This window comes from Paenibacillus hamazuiensis, from assembly GCF_023276405.1.
In the GTDB taxonomy this organism is placed as follows: Bacteria; Bacillota; Bacilli; order Paenibacillales; family NBRC-103111; genus Paenibacillus_AF; species Paenibacillus_AF hamazuiensis.
In genome coordinates this window covers 3,315,015-3,331,933 of record NZ_JALRMO010000001.1, presented here as the reverse complement: position 1 = coordinate 3,331,933, position 16,919 = coordinate 3,315,015, and the positions used below count along the sequence as shown (strand labels likewise).

17 protein-coding genes and 1 riboswitch are annotated in these 16,919 nt (G+C 53.9%); of the genes, 12 read left to right on the top strand and 5 right to left on the bottom strand.

What is annotated here, in order from left to right; translation table 11 throughout:
* Positions 1-43 precede the first annotated feature (43 nt).
* The 6 genes from MYS68_RS14750 (at position 44) to MYS68_RS14725 (ending at position 6,071) form a co-directional block, all read left to right on the top strand.
* Positions 44-850 carry a sugar phosphate isomerase/epimerase family protein gene (locus MYS68_RS14750; protein WP_248926571.1) on the top strand — a complete coding sequence of 269 codons (807 nt, stop codon included), beginning with the start codon at positions 44-46 and terminating at the stop codon, positions 848-850.
* A 34-nt stretch (positions 851-884) separates the two neighbouring features.
* Entirely contained in the window at positions 885-1,856 is a 972-nt protein-coding gene (locus tag MYS68_RS14745) for an ABC transporter permease (RefSeq protein WP_248926570.1), read from the top strand.
* Between the two features lie 27 nt (positions 1,857-1,883).
* Positions 1,884-2,765, top strand: coding sequence for a carbohydrate ABC transporter permease (locus tag MYS68_RS14740; RefSeq protein WP_248926569.1), 882 nt, complete (start codon positions 1,884-1,886; stop codon positions 2,763-2,765).
* Positions 2,766-2,799: 34 nt separating this feature from the next.
* Entirely contained in the window at positions 2,800-4,338 is a 1,539-nt protein-coding gene (locus MYS68_RS14735; RefSeq protein WP_248926568.1) for an extracellular solute-binding protein, read from the top strand.
* 37 nt (positions 4,339-4,375) lie between these two features.
* Positions 4,376-5,368, top strand: a complete 993-nt coding sequence (locus MYS68_RS14730; protein WP_248926567.1) for a hydroxyacid dehydrogenase — start codon at positions 4,376-4,378, stop codon at positions 5,366-5,368.
* A gap of 190 nt (positions 5,369-5,558) precedes the next feature.
* Positions 5,559-6,071, top strand: coding sequence for a hypothetical protein (locus tag MYS68_RS14725; protein ID WP_248926566.1), 513 nt, complete (start codon positions 5,559-5,561; stop codon positions 6,069-6,071).
* Positions 6,072-6,125: 54 nt separating this feature from the next.
* Here MYS68_RS14725 and MYS68_RS14720 read toward each other — a convergent pair whose 3' ends face one another.
* The 4 genes from MYS68_RS14720 to MYS68_RS14705 form a co-directional block, all read right to left on the bottom strand.
* Entirely contained in the window at positions 6,126-6,830 is a 705-nt protein-coding gene (locus MYS68_RS14720) for a polysaccharide deacetylase family protein (protein WP_248926565.1), read from the bottom strand.
* A 123-nt stretch (positions 6,831-6,953) separates the two neighbouring features.
* Positions 6,954-7,769 (bottom strand): stalk domain-containing protein, encoded by an 816-nt coding sequence (locus MYS68_RS14715; RefSeq protein ID WP_248926564.1) that lies wholly within the window; start codon positions 7,767-7,769, stop codon positions 6,954-6,956.
* Positions 7,769-7,909: riboswitch (cyclic di-AMP (ydaO/yuaA leader) on the bottom strand. (Overlaps the previous gene by 1 nt.)
* Positions 7,910-8,082: 173 nt before the next feature.
* Positions 8,083-8,589 (bottom strand): hypothetical protein, encoded by a 507-nt coding sequence (locus MYS68_RS14710; RefSeq protein ID WP_248926563.1) that lies wholly within the window; start codon positions 8,587-8,589, stop codon positions 8,083-8,085.
* Positions 8,590-8,667: 78 nt separating this feature from the next.
* Positions 8,668-9,609, bottom strand: a complete 942-nt coding sequence (locus tag MYS68_RS14705) for an SPL family radical SAM protein (protein ID WP_248926562.1) — start codon at positions 9,607-9,609, stop codon at positions 8,668-8,670.
* 162 nt (positions 9,610-9,771) lie between these two features.
* Between MYS68_RS14705 and MYS68_RS14700 the strand changes: the two genes are divergently transcribed.
* The 3 genes from MYS68_RS14700 to MYS68_RS14690 all read left to right on the top strand — a co-directional run bounded on the left by MYS68_RS14700 (position 9,772) and on the right by MYS68_RS14690 (position 10,938).
* Entirely contained in the window at positions 9,772-10,005 is a 234-nt protein-coding gene (locus MYS68_RS14700) for a hypothetical protein (RefSeq protein WP_248926561.1), read from the top strand.
* Between the two features lie 29 nt (positions 10,006-10,034).
* The gene (locus MYS68_RS14695; protein WP_248926560.1) at positions 10,035-10,328 is read left to right on the top strand and encodes a spore coat protein; all 294 of its coding nucleotides are present in this window, start codon (positions 10,035-10,037) and stop codon (positions 10,326-10,328) included.
* A gap of 112 nt (positions 10,329-10,440) precedes the next feature.
* On the top strand, positions 10,441-10,938 hold the full coding sequence (locus MYS68_RS14690; RefSeq protein WP_248926559.1) for a hypothetical protein: 498 nt from the start codon (positions 10,441-10,443) through the stop codon (positions 10,936-10,938).
* A 71-nt stretch (positions 10,939-11,009) separates the two neighbouring features.
* Here the strand turns inward: MYS68_RS14690 and MYS68_RS14685 are convergent, their stop codons facing one another.
* A complete protein-coding gene (locus tag MYS68_RS14685; protein WP_248926558.1) occupies positions 11,010-11,888 on the bottom strand; it encodes an ion transporter in 879 nt (292 codons plus the stop codon).
* Positions 11,889-12,107: 219 nt separating this feature from the next.
* On the opposite strand from MYS68_RS14685, the gene MYS68_RS14680 reads away from it, so the two are divergent.
* The 3 genes from MYS68_RS14680 to MYS68_RS14670 are packed head-to-tail and all read left to right on the top strand — an operon-like array spanning position 12,108 to position 16,916.
* On the top strand, positions 12,108-12,914 hold the full coding sequence (locus tag MYS68_RS14680; protein ID WP_248926557.1) for an ABC transporter ATP-binding protein: 807 nt from the start codon (positions 12,108-12,110) through the stop codon (positions 12,912-12,914).
* The gene (locus MYS68_RS14675) at positions 12,892-13,986 is read left to right on the top strand and encodes an efflux RND transporter periplasmic adaptor subunit (protein WP_420852223.1); all 1,095 of its coding nucleotides are present in this window, start codon (positions 12,892-12,894) and stop codon (positions 13,984-13,986) included. The genes MYS68_RS14680 and MYS68_RS14675 overlap by 23 nt, the downstream gene beginning before the upstream one ends.
* A gap of 5 nt (positions 13,987-13,991) precedes the next feature.
* Entirely contained in the window at positions 13,992-16,916 is a 2,925-nt protein-coding gene (locus MYS68_RS14670; RefSeq protein WP_248930912.1) for an ABC transporter permease, read from the top strand.
* Positions 16,917-16,919: the final 3 nt, after the last annotated feature.

Here is a 16,919-nt window from a genome sequence, read left to right as displayed (position 1 = left end):
CATAAACCGCGTCAAATGTTGAAACAAGGGAGTGCGAAGCACAGTGACTATAAATGAGAAGCCGTTTTCTTATTCGCTTTTTGTCAAGCATTGGAAAGACCTGACGCCCGGCGAACTCGGACGTTTTGTCCGGGGAACGGGCTTTGACGGCATCGAACTTCCGATCCGCAGCGGCTTTTGGGTGGAACCTGAAACCGCTTTCCGGACGCTGCCAGAGCTCGCCAAGCAGCTCGGCGAACAGGGAGTCGGCATTCTCAGCGTCGCCGCCGAGATCGATGAAACGGTCTTCGCCGCGTGTGCGGAAGCCGGAGTGCCGCTCATCCGGATTATGGCCGGCATAGAACGGGAGGGTTACAAGGCAGCGGAGGAGAAGATGAAGCGGAAGCTCGAACAGCTTGTCCCGCTTTGTGAAAAATACGGCGTGAGAGTGGGCGTTCAGCAGCATTACGGAAACTTCATCAACGATTCGAACGGGCTCATGCGGTTGATGGAACATCTCGACCCTGTGCATGTAGGGGCCGTTTGGGACGCGGCGCATGATGCGTTTGCGGGACAGCAGCCCGAATACGGGCTGGATATCGTATGGTCCCATCTCGCCATGCTGAATTTGAAAAACGGCTTTTTCGTCCGCAGCAACGGTCCCGAAGCCGAAACAGCCGAATGGAAGCGCCACTTTACGACCGGTCGGCACGGAATGGCCCACTGGCCGCGCATCGCGAAATACGTGAAGGAGCGGGGGTACTCGGGCGTCGTTTGCTTAACCGCCGAGTATACGGATCTGGCGAACAAAGACAAATATATCGCGGAGGATCTTGCCTACGCGAAATCGCTTTTGGAAGCGGACAACTGAACAATGGAGAATTTGAAAGGCAGGTGCACTACGAATGGCTGCTCAAAGCGAAATAAGACTACGCAACGGCAATCTCGTGAAAACGGCGCAAAACAGCAGATGGAAATCGGTGCTGCACGGGTTGAGGAGGGATAAATTCCTTTATTTGCTCATAGCTCCCGGCGTCTTGTTTTTTCTTATCTTCAAATATGTTCCGATGTGGGGCATCGTTATCGCCTTCCAGGATTACTCGCCGTATATGGGCGTGATGGAAAGCCCGTGGGTCGGCTTCGAGCATTTTGCCCGCTTCTTTTCCAATCAGGACTTCTTTCTGCTGTTCCGCAACACGATGGCGATCAGCTTGCTGAACCTCATTTTCTTTTTCCCTTTGCCGATCGTACTATCCCTGCTTCTGAATGAGCTGCGAAGCGAAGTGTATAAAAAATGGATTCAGTCTATCGTCTACCTGCCGCACTTTTTATCATGGGTCATTATCGCAGGAATCACCTTTTTGCTGCTGTCGCAGTCCAAAGGGATCGTCAATCAGGCGTTGGTCAGCTTGGGGTATCCGAAATACGACTTTTTAACGAACGAAAATAATTTCTGGATGCTGCTGACGATACAAAACTCGTGGAAAGAAGCCGGCTGGGGTACGATCATTTTCCTCGCAGCGATCGCCGGCGTCGACCCTCAGCTCTATGAAGCGGCGAAAATGGACGGAGCAAGCCGCTTAAGGCAGGCATGGCACGTCACCTTGCCCGCGATCCGCAGCGTCATCGTCGTTTTGTTCATTTTGCGGCTCGGCCACATCATGGACGTCGGCTTCGAGCAGGTGTTTCTGATGATGAACGGTGCTGTTTCGAACGTAGCCGACGTTTTTGAAACCTACGTATACCGGCTGGGAATACAGCAGGGGCAGTTCAGCTTCAGCACCGCCGTCGGATTATTTAAGTCGGCCGTCGGTTTTATCCTGGTCATCGGTGCCAACAAGCTGGCCAAAAAGCTCGGAGAAGAAGGCGTATATTAACGCAATCCGCGAAACGGGGGGATCGTCATGAAACTGAGCCTGGGCGACCGCATATTCGATACGACGAATATCATCGTGCTCGGCATGATAGCCATCATCACTTTGTATCCGCTTTATTACGTTTTTGTCGTTTCGTTCACGGATCCGGCAGAATACATCCAGAAGCAGGGGTTCATCTTATTTCCGGAAAACTGGACACTGGCGTCCTACAAATATTTGCTGTCCACCTCCGCCTTTAAAAATGCCACGATGGTCAGCGTATTTCTTGCGACGGTGGGTACCGCATTAAGTTTGGTCGTCACGGCGGCCATGGCTTACGGGTTATCCCGCAAGAGGCTGCAGGGCCGAAGAATCATCATGCTGATGATTCTCATCACGCTTTTGTTCAGTCCCGGGCTGATCCCGCCGTATTTGCTGGTGCGTGATTTGGGCTTGATCAACAGCATCTGGTCGTTGATCATTCCGGTGCTCACCAGCGGATGGTACGTCATCCTGATGAAAAGTTTCTTTGACAGCATTCCCGTCGAGCTCGAGGAATCGGCGGTGATTGACGGCTCTACCGATATCGGAGTATTTTTCCGTATCGTTTTACCTTTGTCGCTTCCTGCGCTCGCCGCCTTCGGCTTGTTTTATGCGGTGGCTTACTGGAACACTTTCTTTCACGCGGTGCTTTACATCAACGATCATGCGAAGTGGCCGCTTCAGCTCGTCTTGCGCAACATGCTGATCGATTCGTCCACCCAGGCGGGAGGATCGGCGGCCGCCGAAATGATGTCGGAGCAAAATATTCCGGCCGAAACATTAAAAATGGCCGCCGTCGTGATCGCGACACTTCCGATCCTTTGTGTTTACCCGTTCCTGCAAAAGCATTTTGCCAAAGGCGTGATGCTGGGTTCGGTGAAAGGATAAACTTCATTTTCATTTCAAAATCAGGAGGGTTCGTATGAAAGAAAAAGAGAAGTTGCTCAAAAGCAAGTCGCTGCCTGCATCTCTTGCTCTCGTCATGGTCACTTCCGTCCTGTCGGCTTGTGCCGGCGGCACGACGCCAAGCCCGGGAGGCAGCAGCAAAGGCGCTGCAGCCGATAACGGCAAGCCGACGGAAATCAGCATCTTCACCGAGTTCAGTACGCCGGAACCGCCGGCCGCCGACAATCCGGTCACCAAGGAGTTCGAAAAGAGGACGAACACCAAGCTGAACATTACATGGGCTTCTCCCAATGCGTGGGAGGAAAAACAAAACGTGATGCTTGCCTCCGGCGACCTGCCCGACCTGATGAAGATCAAAGATATGAAGCAGACGCAAGCGATCAACATGATCAAGCAGGGCGCTTTCTGGGATTTGACCCCGTACCTGAAGGACTATAAAAACTTGTCCGCTTATCCGAAAGAAATTATGGACAGCGTGAAGGTAAACGGAAAGCAATACATTCTACCTTCGGTGCGCCCGCTTCACGGCAGCAGCTTTTTCAACATACGCCAGGATTGGCTCGATAACGTAGGACTTCCGATGCCGCACACGATGGACGAATTGTATACCGCACTCAAGGCTTTTGTGGAAAAGGATCCGGATAAAAATGGGAAAAACGATACGTACGGCTACAACGGGAAAAACTGGGAAAAGGTTATCGATATATTCAACCACAGCAACGGCAAATGGAAAGAGATGGATGGCAAAATCGTCGATACCGACCTGGAGCCGGGCACCAGGGAAGGACTTGTATATTTGAACAAAATGTACAAGGACAAAATATTGCCGGAAGATTTCGCCGTCATGAAAACGACCGATTTTGAAAACATGGCCAAAGCCGGCAAAGTCGGCGTGCAGATGGATACGACGGAAGGCGTTTTCCGTGCCACGGAAGGCGCGCGAAAGCTTGATCCGAAAGCCGATTTCGTAGCGATGACGTATTTGGAGAGCTCTGCCGGCAAAATGGTGCATACGGGCAGCGGCTTCGCCGGGTTGTACCTGATCCCGAAAAAAGTGCCTGAAGAGAAGATGAAGAAAATTTTGGCCTTGATGGATTACGGCGCTTCCGAGGAAGGCTTCGAGCTGGCCTGCTACGGCCTTCCGGACGTCCATTTCAAGGTGGTGGACGGCTTTAAAACCGCTACCGAGCAAGCGGTGAAGGATAGTGTGTCGCAAAGCTCGTTCGGTAAAATTTTCGCTCGCTACGACCCATATCTGTGGGCTTATCGCGTCGGCATGCCGAAGGCGATGTTCGAGCGCAACAAAAAAATCGTCGATGAACGCGGCAAATACGGGGTTGCCGATGTCTCGATCGGGCTGCTTTCCGATACCGATTTGAAGATGGGCCCGGATTATAAGAAAAAGATAGACGATCTGAAGGTGAAGATCATCATGGGCAAAGAACCGATCGAAGCATGGGACGCTATGGTAAAATCGTTAAAGGCCGATGCGAACTATATGAAGATGATCGACGAATTCAACAAGTCTTATCAAGATAAAAAAGCCGGCAAATAAGAAGAAGGCGGCCTTTTACGAGGAGGAAACTATACTTATGAAAATGAAAGCATTAGTGCTGTCACCCGAGTCGCGTTTGAAAGAGGTTTGTTCGGCTAAATGCCGGGCCCGGTTAAACGAATATTTCGACGTCACCTGGAATGAAACCGGTCGCGATTATACGAAGGAAGAGCTTGCCGGGATGGTCCATGACGCTGAAGTGATCGTGACAAGCTGGGGTTCGCCGAGCTTGACCGAGGAGGCGCTGGAGAAGGCGGGCAAGCTGCGCGCGGTCGGCCACGCGGCCGGTACGGTGAAAAACCTCGTTCCGAAGCGAATTTTTTCCCGCGGAGTACGCGTTTATTCTGCGGCGCCCCGCATCGCCCTCAGCGTCGGGGAATACTGCCTAGCGGCGCTGCTTGCGTCATTACGTTATTTGCCGACGCTGGACACATCGCTCCGTGCCGGGCAGTGGAGAGAGCTCGGCCTGAAGGGGAGGGAGCTGACCGGAAGCACGGTCGGCATCGTTTCCGCCAGCTCGACGGCACGGGCCTTTATCAAGCTGCTTGCGCCGTTCCATGCGAACATTCTGATCTATGACCCGTACTTATCCGATGAAGCGGCAGCGAACTTGAATGCGAAAAAGGCATCGCTGGAGGAAGTGATGAGCTGCCCGATTATTTCAGTGCACGTTCCGAAGCTGCCGGCAACCGAGAGAATGTTAAACCGCGAGTTGATCGCGCGCATTCCGGACGGAGCCATCTTCATCAACTCGTCCCGTGCGCAATGTCTTGACGAACAGGCGTTTATGGAGGCGCTGGAAAGCGGCCGGTTTTTCGCGGCGCTCGACGTGTTCGAGAAGGAGCCGCTTCCGGCGGACCATCCTGTTCGCAAGCTGCCGAACGTGCTGATCACTCCGCACGTAGCCGGTGCTACGGTGCAGGGGCATCTTGCGCTGATGGAGGAAGTCGTGGAAGATATTATCCGCGGTTTGCAAAATGAAAAGACGGTTTACGAAGTGAGCGAAAGAATGTGGGAAGTCATGGCGTAAACAGCCGGAGTCTTCAACGTTACATTTTAAATCCCGTCCATTGGGCGGGATTTTTGTTAGTGTTAGAACTTTTGCGCAGCCAATTTTGTGGAAAGGGGGATTTGATTTTGGCATCATTTTCGCATACTCGTTCTTTGCTCTGCCGATACTACTATTCATACAAAGTATGCACAACAAGGGAGGGCCTCATTTGCATCGCCGGAGTCTGATTTTGTCTTTATGCTTCGCATTGGCGGCTCAACTGCACGCCGGTTTGCTCGAAACGCCGGCCATTGCAGCCGCAGGCGAGCAGGTGGATCGCGTAGAGCAAACGGAAAGCGGCACATACGAAACTCAAGGCTACAGGTCGGGGCGTTCCACCTATTCCCCGTCCCGCGGCGGCACGACGACGGCCCCGCGTACAGGAGCGGGATATACGACGGGGCCGCGCAACCCGAATACGGTTGGTACCGGGAACCCGCGCAATACGGCTCCCGGCGGAGCGGCGGCAACTCCGGCCCGAACGGGGTTCGGAGGTTTTTTCGGCGGGCTTGCCGCAGGGACGCTGCTCGGCAGCCTGTTTCATCCGTTCGGCTGGTTCGGTGGAGGAGGTTACGGCTATCCGGTCAATACCGGTTTTTCTCTGCTCGGAATTGCCTTTTGGGCGGTTGTTATTTATTTCGTATACCGCTGGGTGCGGAGAAAAATGAAAGGAAATTATTAAAGCCTTCCAGGCGGGCAGTTCGCCCGCTTGAAAGGCTTTTTTTTAATACCCAAACTATTTGCCGTACGTTCGCTGCATCAAATCGGTCACGGTAACGAACTGGTAGCCTTGCTCCTTGAGCTTCGGCAAAATTTGCCTGAGCGATTCCACCGTCTGGCTGCAATCCCCTTCGAGGTCGTGAAACAAAATGATATCGCCGTTATGCACATTACTCAGCACGGTATCGACGATTTTGCGCACACCCGGCCGCCTCCAGTCTTTCGTATCCTGATACCAGGACCACATGACGACGGTAAAATGGTCCTCGCGCGCCAAATCGATCAGCGCATCGTCGTAAAATCCGCCGGGAGGCCGGAACACGTGAGGCATTTGCTCGGTGATGTCGAAAATGACCTCCTGCGTTTGGCGAATCTCCTCCTTCAGCTTGTCGGGAGATACGTTTTTCAAAAAATGGTGATCAAACGTATGATTGGCGATTTCGTGACCCTCGTTCACCTCGCGAATAGCGATTTGCGGGAACGACTGCACCCTTTTGCCCAATACGAAAAACGTCGCCTTGGCTCCATGTTCCTTCAGGAGGTCCAAAATTTGCGGGGTGTATACCGGGTTAGGGCCATCGTCGAACGTCAGTGCGATAAGCTTCTGATCCGTCTCGATATTAAAAACAACCTCGCTGCGCGGTCCCGCGACAGCCGGCGGTGCGCCGGTCAAGCAACCGCAGAGCAATAACACAGCCATCCGAAGTTTCCATGACTTCAAGGCTCCGCCCCCCTTTGTAAGCACATCTCGCCTTTGTATTATCTCATAGGGGAAAATGTCCTTATGCATGACAAAAAAAGCAAGAAAAAGCAGCCGCACGGGGATGCGGCCGCTTTTTCGAGCTTATTTCTTCAACACGTAAATTTTTACATTTTGAATACCAAACTCGGAAGCTTTTTTTTGTGTGCCGGGGACAAAAATGTCGATCCTGTTGCCTTTGATGGAGCCGCCCGTATCCAGCGCTCTGGCCATCATGCCACCCTGCGGAAGGCCGTCATAGCTATAGCCTTCAATATAGACGAGCGAGCCGAGAGGGATGACGTTAGGATCCACCGAAATGGTGCCGATCCGCAGAGGGTTGCCGAAATAATCGACTGCCGCTCTGCCTCCGTTTTCACTGGCAGCGCCGGTGTACGCCGTCGCTTTCGCCTCGACGATTTTATCGTACTTCGGGGCGTACCAGGCCGGAGCGTGATATTGGCCGTCCTCGTTCAAAATCGCGATCCGATTGTCCGGATCCCATTGTACCCGGATTCCCATCGTTTCGGAGATGAAGCGAAACGGAATATAGACGCGGCCGTTCAAAATGCGGGCCTGCGTGCCCAAGCTTACCTTGTTGCCGTCAACGACAGCGGTGGAATCTCCCGTCGTTAAAGCAATTGTTTTCTTTTTGCCGGCGATGGTTAATTTGATTTGTTCGCCCGTCTTTTGCCAATCGATCGAATAGCCGAGCTTGTCCGTCATCGTACGAACCGGAACTTGCAGCTTGCTGTTCTCGTCCACAAAAGGCTCCGCATCGGGAAATTGCACAAGCTCATCATTAACTTGCACCTTCACGTCATCTGCCAAAAGCGGTTCGGCCTTAGCCGGGGCAGGGGCGGACAAATGTAAAGAAACCATCGAGCAGACTAAAACCAATCCTGCTATCAGTTTGTTCAAAGCTTACCTCCTATTGCCTCCGAGGTTAGTTGACGGGTTCGGGAAGAGGTTTCCCTAGCTTGAATAATCTTGCATTCACCCCAATTGCGAAGCGTCCCCCGTACCAATACTTTCCGTATTGGATTCGACACTTTATAAAAAGTACCACAGTACCCGAATGGTTTCAATGTATAAAATGTGCCAATTGCTTCCTATAATCACCAATTCGTCTGAAGGCAGACATTTAACCCGGCTGCATTGTCTTTTATAGGCGGCTGCAAATGGAAAACAGCTCCCTTAAAGGCAGGAAGCTGTTTTCGAAAGGGATCGGTTATTATCCGCGGTTTTCGCCCGCCCTTCCCCGGTTGAACAAGCCCAGCAAGCCGAGCAGCCCAAGCCAGCCGACCCAATCGTAATTGGTCCGGTTATCCACAGAGGTGGCGGTGTAGCTGTTATCGCGATACGCGGTTCCGCGCTGGCCTCCGTACGTGATGCCGGTAACGGAGCCGTCGGCGGCATATCCGATCGAATTGGGCCGGATGTTATCCCCTCCTGCATACCCGGTCCCCTGCTGGGCGGCAAAATTGCGGACCGGCGTCGCATCGGTGCCGCGGTTGCCGAGACCGGCAGGCCCTGTTCCGTTATTGCCGAAAGTGCCCAAATGACCCGCCGTACCGAGCGAACCGTACGGCGTGTAATCGCTATTGTTCGTGACGACATTATTGCGGGTGGTTGAAGCGGAGGAAGCCGTATTTGCAGAAGCCGATTCCGCGGATATGACCGTCATCGGCAAACCTGCCATGAGCAGCACGGCGATAGCAACGCTTTTCAATGCGTTCATGAAAGTCGCTCCTTTATTAAGATTAGGTACACCTATATCTTTTTTCAGGAAGCGGCTGCTTATGCGAACGGGCGATGTTTAAAAAGCGAAGCTGAGCTGCACCGGTTTCTCTTCGGACGCTTCGTCTTCGTCGCCTTCCCGTCCCGAGTACGGTTCGTACGAGATGAATCCGTACTCTTCCAATAAGGTGTTGACGCGGGCGATTCCTTCTTTCCGGTAATCGGCGGGCAAATAAGGAGACGATGCGTAAAAACGAGCATACTCCTCCACCAGGTGTGGGTAGCCGGTACGCAAGGTCTGGAAAAACCAGACTTTGACATCCCGGGTATTCAGGCGTAAATACGACGGCATGACAAAGCGCGGCGCATAAGAGCGGGCTTCGCCGAGCAGCCGGCGCAGCTCGTCCTCCGTATCCATCAAAAGCGGCAAAATCGGAGCCATAAAAATTCCCGCTCGGATACCCATCTCTCCCAGCCGGCCGATCGTTTTCAGCCGTTCAAGCGGGGAAGGGGTGAACGGCTCGAAGTCCCGCCATATTTTAAGATTGAGCGTATTGAGGCTTATATTGACAGTAGCGTCCGGGATCGCTTGAAGCAAATCGATGTCGCGTAATATGAGCGGAGAGCGCGTCGTCACGCTGACCGGGACTCCGTAGCGGGCGAACAACTCCAGCGCTTGCCGGGTCAGCCGGGCTTTCGCCTCCACCGGCTGGTACGGGTCGGTCGCCGTGCCGACGGCGACTTTGCCGAACTTCTTTAACCCGCCGCGGCTTCTTGCCGCTTTCCGCAGCTGCTCTTCCAGCGCCTCGGGCACGTTTTCCTTGATAAAAATATGCTTTTGGAACGTATCGTCCGTCTCCATGCCGAGAAACGAATGGGTGGAGCGGGCATAGCAAAAGCTGCAGCCATGCTGGCAGCCGCGATACGGATTGAGCGACCAGGAAAAAGGCATGGAAGGGGCCGTTACTTGGTTCAAAGCGGTTTTCGAGCGGATATGTTCAAAGGTTACCGGTTTGCTCATCGTTTTCCACCTCATAATAGCGAATATATGTTCGTATTTAATGTATCTTATCCGAACGGTTTTATGCAAGTGGAAAAAACAGGACCTGCCGCATAAGCTTGCGGAAACAAGCAAAAAGTAAGGTGGTGTTCGGCAGGTCTTTTGCAAAAGGAGGTGCAACAGATGAACGCGACGACGCAATCCCCTCAGGCGCAAACGATTGGAGCCGTCAACTTGGCGACGCATGAGATTTTGGAGATGAGAGAGCTTTTGTCCAGCAAAAATGTTTGCCTGACCAAATCCGCAACGATGCAAGCGCTGGCTTCCGACCCGGAATTGAAAACATTGCTTCAACAGGATGTACAGCAATCCAAGCAAGCAATCCAGGAGCTTTCCGCAATTTTATCCAAAGTATGACATAACCAATGACGAACGGAGATGATCTTATGAATACGCTGCTGGAAAATATGACGGGGATGGGCAGCATGACCGATCAGGTGATCGCAAACGATTTGCTGATTGCCGCTAAAACGGGCATCAAGGATTGCGCGGTGGCCCTTACCGAGGCGACGACGCCGGAGGTTCGGCAAATTTTGAAAAAGCAGCTGGACCAAGCGATTTCTTCCCACGAAAAAATTTCGGCTTACATGATCCAAAAAGGACTGTATCACCCGACTCAGGTGAAACAGCAAATTCAGCTGGATTTGCAAAACGCCCAAACCGCGACAGGTTTGGCATAATTTGAATTTGAAGTCCCCGCGGCTCCCGGAAGGGGGCCATTATTTTTTTGTCAGGAAAAAATTTGAAACAAATGATGAAATCCTCTCGTTTGTTATTGGGGGGTGATGATCAATGAGAAAGTGGCTACTTATTATCGGTGTTTTTATGAGTGCGGCGGCGTGCAGTACAATTTCAACTCCGCCGGAGCCTGTTGCCGAAAATCGCGATAATCCGAACATCAAAGCGGGTGACTTTTCAATCCCTGCCTCTGAGCAGAAGCAATCTTTTTCGGCAAAAATATACGTCCCCGGACAGGTAAAAGCAAATGAAGAGTTCGTCGTTGAAGCCTCGCTGGAAAACTTGTCCGACAATGATTTCACAATGGCGCATGCGGCAAAAATTTTTTATTTCATTATAAAGGACAGCAGCGGCAAGACGGTGAATACTTTTGTTATGCCTGAGGTGGGAATTACCCGTCCGTTCCCGGCAAGGGCAAAATTTGCCGAAACGTATACATATAAACTTGAAAAACCGGGACATTACGAGGTAACGGCGACGGCCGAATTTGCGATTGAGGATAACCGGTTTCAAGTGAAAACGAACACAGCCGGTTTTGAGGTGACCAGATGATCCCTAACGGGTGAACAAAAAAAGCCGCATTAATTGCGGCTTTTTCGTGGGGACTGGGCGCCGGAGGCGCCTTAAGAGCTTTGCTCCGCAAAACCTCCGGAAGCTTGGGGTCTTCCGGAATGCGTCCTCGGGAGCGTTTCGCTTTGGGGCGGCAGGGATGCTCCCTGCAATAAATATTTCAGCTCGCGCACTTCTTTGCGCAGCTGCGCGATTTCGGACGCCGCATCCCCGGATCCCGGCTCATCTTCGCCATTGTCATCCGAAGGGATTTTTGCCGCGTTGTTGACGATTTCCCCGACGACAAGGTTCAGCACGACGAACACCGCGATCAAAATAAACGAAATGAAATAGAGCACCGAGATCGGATAAACTTCGGCAATTGACCGGTAAATATTCGCCCAATCGTCGAACGTGGCGATTTGGAACAGCGTCACCAGCGATGAAGATAAATCCCCGAAGTATTCCGGCGAAATTTCTCCGTAAAAGGTCGATCCGATAATGCCGTAAATATAAAAAATAATGAACATGAGCAGCGAAATGCTGCCGATCGTCGGAACGGCCATAAAAAGTGACGTTACGATGCGGCGCAGCGAAGGGATGGACGAAATCGTCCGAAGAATCCGCAGCACCCGCAGCATTCGCAATATGCTGATAAATTGGGACTGCATGAAGGCAAGGCTGCCCGCCACGATGAGGAAGTCGAACAGGTTCCAGCGGTCCCGGAAATAACGGCTTCGGTAAACGATGATCTTAAGTATGATTTCGACCGTAAAAATGCCGAGCAGTACCCCGTCGAGTATTTCGAACAAAGATTCGTAGGCTGCGTTAATGGAAGGATAAGATTGCAGCCCCATGATGATTGCATTAAAAAAGATGCAGAGCAAAATGAAATTGCCGAACCCCTTGCTGCCCACCAAAGCGTGTAAAGCCGTTGTTTCTTTGCTGCTCATAGGTAAAATGCTCCTTTATGATTGTTTAAACCAATGTAATAATAGACAATTTATGGTTAAATGACAAGGAGTAAAAGCGATTTCATCGGCACAAACGGCATTTCGGTTTCTAAAATTTTTTTAAAGCTGTAACCTTTCTCCAATTTGCCTCGTCTATAAATATGTCATACTTACATAATTTTGCTAGTTTACTAGGACAGAGCAGGAGGAAGAGAAAACATGGCATCATGGTTTCGCAAAAAACAAGAGCGCCGCGAACCCGATGACGCAGAAGGCACTTTGGAACACAGTAACGCTTCCGGATCCGAAGACGGGCAATCCGGCTTGCGGGAGACGCCGCCGGCACCGGCCAAGCCGCTGCTGACCGTCACGGATGTGGAGCGGTCGTTTCAGGTCGGCGGACAGCAGCTTCATGTGCTCAAAGGGATTAATTTGACGATGTATCCGGAGCGTCTCATCATGCTGAAGGGACGTTCCGGCTCGGGCAAAACGACGCTGATGAATCTGATGGGAGGACTCGACCAGCCGAACAAAGGCGAGATCATGTTCATGGATCATCCGTTTCACCGCTGCGGCGACGACGAGCGGACGCTTATCCGCAGGAGGCAGATCGGCTTTATTTTTCAGTCGTTCGCGCTGATGCCGCTGCTCTCCGCTTACGAAAACGTCGAGCTGTCGCTTCGCATGGCAGGAGTGCCGAAATCGCAGTGGAAGCAGCGCGTGACCCACTGCATGGAGCTTGTCGGCCTCGGCAAACGGATGCATCACCGGCCGTTCGAGCTGTCCGGCGGCGAGCAGCAGCGCGTGGCGATCGCCAAGGCGATTGCCCACAGGCCGTCGCTCATCCTGGCCGACGAGCCGACCGCGGAGCTCGATTCGCAGATGGGAGCGCAGATTATGGCGGTGTTTCGCGATATTATCGCAAACGAACATATCACGATCTGCATGACGACACACGATACGACGATAATGGAGGTTGCCGACCATGTCTACGAGATGGTGGATGGAAAATTTTTGGCCGGCTAAAAGAGCCGTTCGTCCGGTGATGCTCGTGTGCGTCGCAGCCGCGCTGGCTGTTTCGAGCGGCTGCTCGGTGCTCCCTAAGGAAGATGAAGAGGAGACGCTTCCCGCCATCAATCCGCCGAAGCTGTCCAAAAAACCCGAGTACACGGTCAAGACGGAAACGTTGGAAACGAAGGTGCGCGGCTCCGGTCGGCTGATGGCGACGAAGGAGGAAGAGCTTTATTTTACCGACGATACGAACAAGCGGCTTAAGGAGATGTATGTGAAAACCGGCGACAAAGTGGAGCAGGGCCAGTTGCTCGCCGAGCTTGATGTGACCGAACAGGAGACCCAGCTCAAGCAGAGGAAGCTGCAGCTGCGCAAGGACGAGCTGCAGATGATCGAAACGCTGCGCAAAGCCGACGAAATGAGCGCCGAGCAGCTCGAACAGGCCAAGATCGATTTCGAGCTGAAGCGCGAAGATGTGAACAAGCTTGAGCAGGATGTGGCCAGGGCGAAGCTGACCGCTCCTTTTTCCGGCACCGTCGTCTCCGTTTATTTGAAAAAAGGCGATACCGTGAAGGCTTACGACGCGGTCGCCGTGATTGCGGATCTGAATCAGCTCACCGTAGCGGCGACGATCGGCCCGGACGACCTGAAGAAAGTGGCGGTCGGCATGGAAGCGGTCGTCGATATCAACGGCGTGGGCCAGCAAAAAGGCAAGGTGCTGCAGCTGCCGAACCCGGATTCGACAAGCGGCGGCTCGCAGTCCGGTGGCGGCTTCCCCGGGCAATCGAACGGGCAGCAGCGCGTGCCGGATTCGATCGACAATTATTTGTTGATTCAATTGGACGAATTTCCGCCTAATTTAAACCGGGGGACGCCGCTGAGCGTGTCCATCATTACCCAGCGCAAGGAAAATGCGGTCACGATCCCGCTTGCGGCGCTGCGTTCGTATTCGGGGCGCAACTATGTGCAGGTGGTGGACGATAAAGGCAACAAGCGGGAAGTCGATGTGGAGATCGGCCAACAAACCTCAACCGACGTGGAAATCGTGAAGGGACTTACGCCGGGGCAGAAAGTAGTGGGTCGCTGATGGGCATGCCGATGCTGCGGTTTTTATACCGCAAAATGTGGAATACCCGATGGCTGACGGCCAGCACGTTGCTCGGACTGATCATGGCGGTCGCCTTTACGACGAGCATCCCGATGTACGCGGACGGTTCGCTGAAACGGGTCGTCGCCAAAACGCTGGAGGAGAAAAACAGCGGCTTTCCGGCCGGAGCGGTGCTGATCCGCTACCAGGCGGTGGGAAGCGACAGGGCGGACCTGGATGCGCTGGCCGATGTGGACGGATATATCCAAAGCGAGCTGCCGCAGGAAATCGGGTTTCCTTACGGCGCATATGTGCGAAGCTACTCGATCCGCGGCACGCAAATTACACCGGAAGACCCGTCGAAGGTGGATCCGAGCAAACGCCGGCAAATGACGATCGTCGGTCAAAACGATCTTGCCGACCACGTGGAGATGACAAACGGGCAGCTCCCTTCGGACAAGGTGGAAAACGGCGTCGTCGAGGCCGTTATTCACGAGGAGGCGATGTACCGGAACGACATTCACGTCGGCGACGTATTCAGCTACCCGATTGCCGGCGGACTCGGCATCGCGCCGCTCAAAGTGAAGGTCACCGGAACGTTCAAGCCGAAGCAGGACGGCGATCCTTACTGGTATCAAGGAATGGAAGGGATTTTAAGCCAGTTTTACGTAAGCGAAGCGATGTTTGGCGATTACATATTGAAGCAGAAAAAAATACCGCTGAATTTGGCGAATTGGTATTACGCGTTCGACCTGCGGGAAATCCAGACCAGCCAGATCGCAGCGCTTGAAAAAAAGCTGGAACGGCTCGATATCGTGCTGTTCCAGAAGCTGAAAGACACCCGCGTGGACGTTTCGTTTTTGCCGACGCTCGGCGAATTCAAGAAGATGAGCCTGCAGCTGCAAATATTGCTGTTCACGCTGGCGGCGCCGATGATCGCGATGGTGTTTTATTACATCGTGATGAATGCGCGCCAGTCGCTCGAGCGCCAGCGGAGCGTCATCGCCGTGCTGCGCAGCCGGGGAGGCAGCACGCGGCAAATCATCGGGGTATATTTGCTGGAAGGATTGATTCTCGGCGGCATCTCGCTTGTCATCGGACCGCTGCTCGGTTGGTTTATGGCCAAAAGCATCGGCTCCTCCAGCGGGTTTCTCACCTTCGTCGACCGGAAGGCGGTGCCTGTCGGCGTATCGGCGGAGGCGCTGCTGTACGGCGTCGCCGCAGTGGTGATCGCACTCTTCGCGAGCGTGATCCCGGCGATCCTGTACGCCAGAGCGTCGATCGTCGACTATAAGAAGCAGCTCGCCCGTTCGGACCGCGCTCCCGTATGGCAGCGCTGGTTTCTCGATCTCGCGCTGCTCGCGCTCGTCGGCTACGGCTACTACCTTTTCGACCAGCGCCAGATGCTGTCGCTGCAGACAGGGCTGACAAGCGACCAGCTGCAGGTGCATCCGCTGCTGTTCTTCGTGCCCGCGCTGTCGATCATTGCGCTCGGACTTTTTTTCCTGCGCGTATTCCCATGGCTGCTGCGTCTGGGCAATTGGCTCGGCAGAAGGTTTTTGCCGGTACCGGTGTATTTAACGCTGACGCAGCTGTCGCGTTCGTCCAAAGCGTATTACCCGCTCATGCTGCTGCTCATCCTGACGCTCGGGCTCGGCGTATACAACTCGTCCGCAGCCCGCACGATCGATCTGAACTCGACCGAACGGACGCTGTACAAATACGGCACGGACGTCATCATCCAGACGGTATGGGAAGGCTTCTCCGACGATTTGCCCGATCCGAACGCGGGCCAGCAGCAGGGTGGCGGCAGCCAGGCGGGAGGCGGCGGAGCGCAGGGAGCCGGAGGCGGTCAAGGATCCGGCCAAGGCGCTGGCGGAGTTCCGGGCGGCATGCCGGGAGGGCCCGGCGGGGAACCGCCTCCTTCGAAAGTGCGCTACGTGGAGCCGCCTTTCGAGGTGTTTCGCGAGCTGGACGGCGTCTCCGCCGCAGCGCGCGTGCTGAAGACGAAAGGGAATGTGGTTGTAGGCGGCAAGTCGGCCGGCCAAGGCATGGTGCTTGGCATCGACAATGTCGATTTCGCCAAGGTCGGCTGGTTCCGGCGCGACCTGTTCAAGGCGCACCCGAATCAATATTTGAACCTGCTCGGCACATACGAGCAGGCGGTGATCGTTCCGAGCGGCTTCGCCCAAAAGTACCAGATCAAGGAGGGCGATTTGATCACGATCTCGGTCGCGCAGCAGCAGCTCGAGTTCGTCGTCGTGGCGTCGCTTCCTTATTGGCCCGGGCAATATCCGGATCAGATGCCTTTTTTCATTACGAATCTGGAGTATATTTACGACCAGGCTTCGGTGATCCCGTACGAGGTATGGCTCAAGATGAACGACGGCGCCAAGGTCGCCCCGATTCTCGAGAAGCTCGCCGCCCAAAACATCCAGGTCGCAAGCGTCCAGGATGTGCGAAACGAGCTGATCACGCAAAAGAAACATCCGTCACGCGGCGGGGTGTTCGGCATTCTCAGCCTCGGCTTCCTCGTCTCGGTCATCGTGTCCTTGATCGGCTATGTGCTGTACTGGTTTTTCAACCTGTCGAGCCGGGTCGTGCAGTTCGGCGTCCTGAGGGCGATGGGGCTGTCGCGAAAACAGCTCACCGGCATGCTGCTGCTCGAGCAAATCTCCACCGCCGGACTGTCGATCGCACTCGGCATCGGCATCGGCAAACTGACGAGCTACCTGTTCCTGCCGTTTCTGCAGACGGCGGACAACGTCAAAACGCAGGTGCCGCCGTTCAGGGTTGTGTTTAACGCGCGCGATACCGATCAGCTGTACATGGTCGTCGCCTTCATGATGCTGACGGGGGCGACGCTGCTCCTGCTGCATATCCGGCGATTGCGCGTGCATCAGGCCGTCAAGCTGGGGGAGGAGAAATAAGCG

Excerpts from the sequence above, each read along its gene's own strand:
- MYS68_RS14745 (WP_248926570.1), top strand. The coding sequence starts at position 885 with ATGGCTGCTCAAAGCGAAATAAGACTACGCAACGGCAATCTCGTGAAA.
- MYS68_RS14740 (WP_248926569.1), top strand. The coding sequence starts at position 1,884 with ATGAAACTGAGCCTGGGCGACCGCATATTCGATACGACGAATATCATC.
- MYS68_RS14735 (WP_248926568.1), top strand. The coding sequence starts at position 2,800 with ATGAAAGAAAAAGAGAAGTTGCTCAAAAGCAAGTCGCTGCCTGCATCT.
- MYS68_RS14730 (WP_248926567.1), top strand. The coding sequence starts at position 4,376 with ATGAAAATGAAAGCATTAGTGCTGTCACCCGAGTCGCGTTTGAAAGAG.
- MYS68_RS14710 (WP_248926563.1), bottom strand. The coding sequence starts at position 8,589 with ATGAACGCATTGAAAAGCGTTGCTATCGCCGTGCTGCTCATGGCAGGT.
- MYS68_RS14705 (WP_248926562.1), bottom strand. The coding sequence starts at position 9,609 with ATGAGCAAACCGGTAACCTTTGAACATATCCGCTCGAAAACCGCTTTG.
- MYS68_RS14700 (WP_248926561.1), top strand. The coding sequence starts at position 9,772 with ATGAACGCGACGACGCAATCCCCTCAGGCGCAAACGATTGGAGCCGTC.
- MYS68_RS14695 (WP_248926560.1), top strand. The coding sequence starts at position 10,035 with ATGAATACGCTGCTGGAAAATATGACGGGGATGGGCAGCATGACCGAT.
- MYS68_RS14690 (WP_248926559.1), top strand. The coding sequence starts at position 10,441 with ATGAGAAAGTGGCTACTTATTATCGGTGTTTTTATGAGTGCGGCGGCG.
- MYS68_RS14685 (WP_248926558.1), bottom strand. The coding sequence starts at position 11,888 with ATGAGCAGCAAAGAAACAACGGCTTTACACGCTTTGGTGGGCAGCAAG.
- MYS68_RS14680 (WP_248926557.1), top strand. The coding sequence starts at position 12,108 with ATGGCATCATGGTTTCGCAAAAAACAAGAGCGCCGCGAACCCGATGAC.
- MYS68_RS14675 (WP_420852223.1), top strand. The coding sequence starts at position 12,892 with ATGGAAAATTTTTGGCCGGCTAAAAGAGCCGTTCGTCCGGTGATGCTC.
- MYS68_RS14670 (WP_248930912.1), top strand. The coding sequence starts at position 13,992 with ATGCCGATGCTGCGGTTTTTATACCGCAAAATGTGGAATACCCGATGG.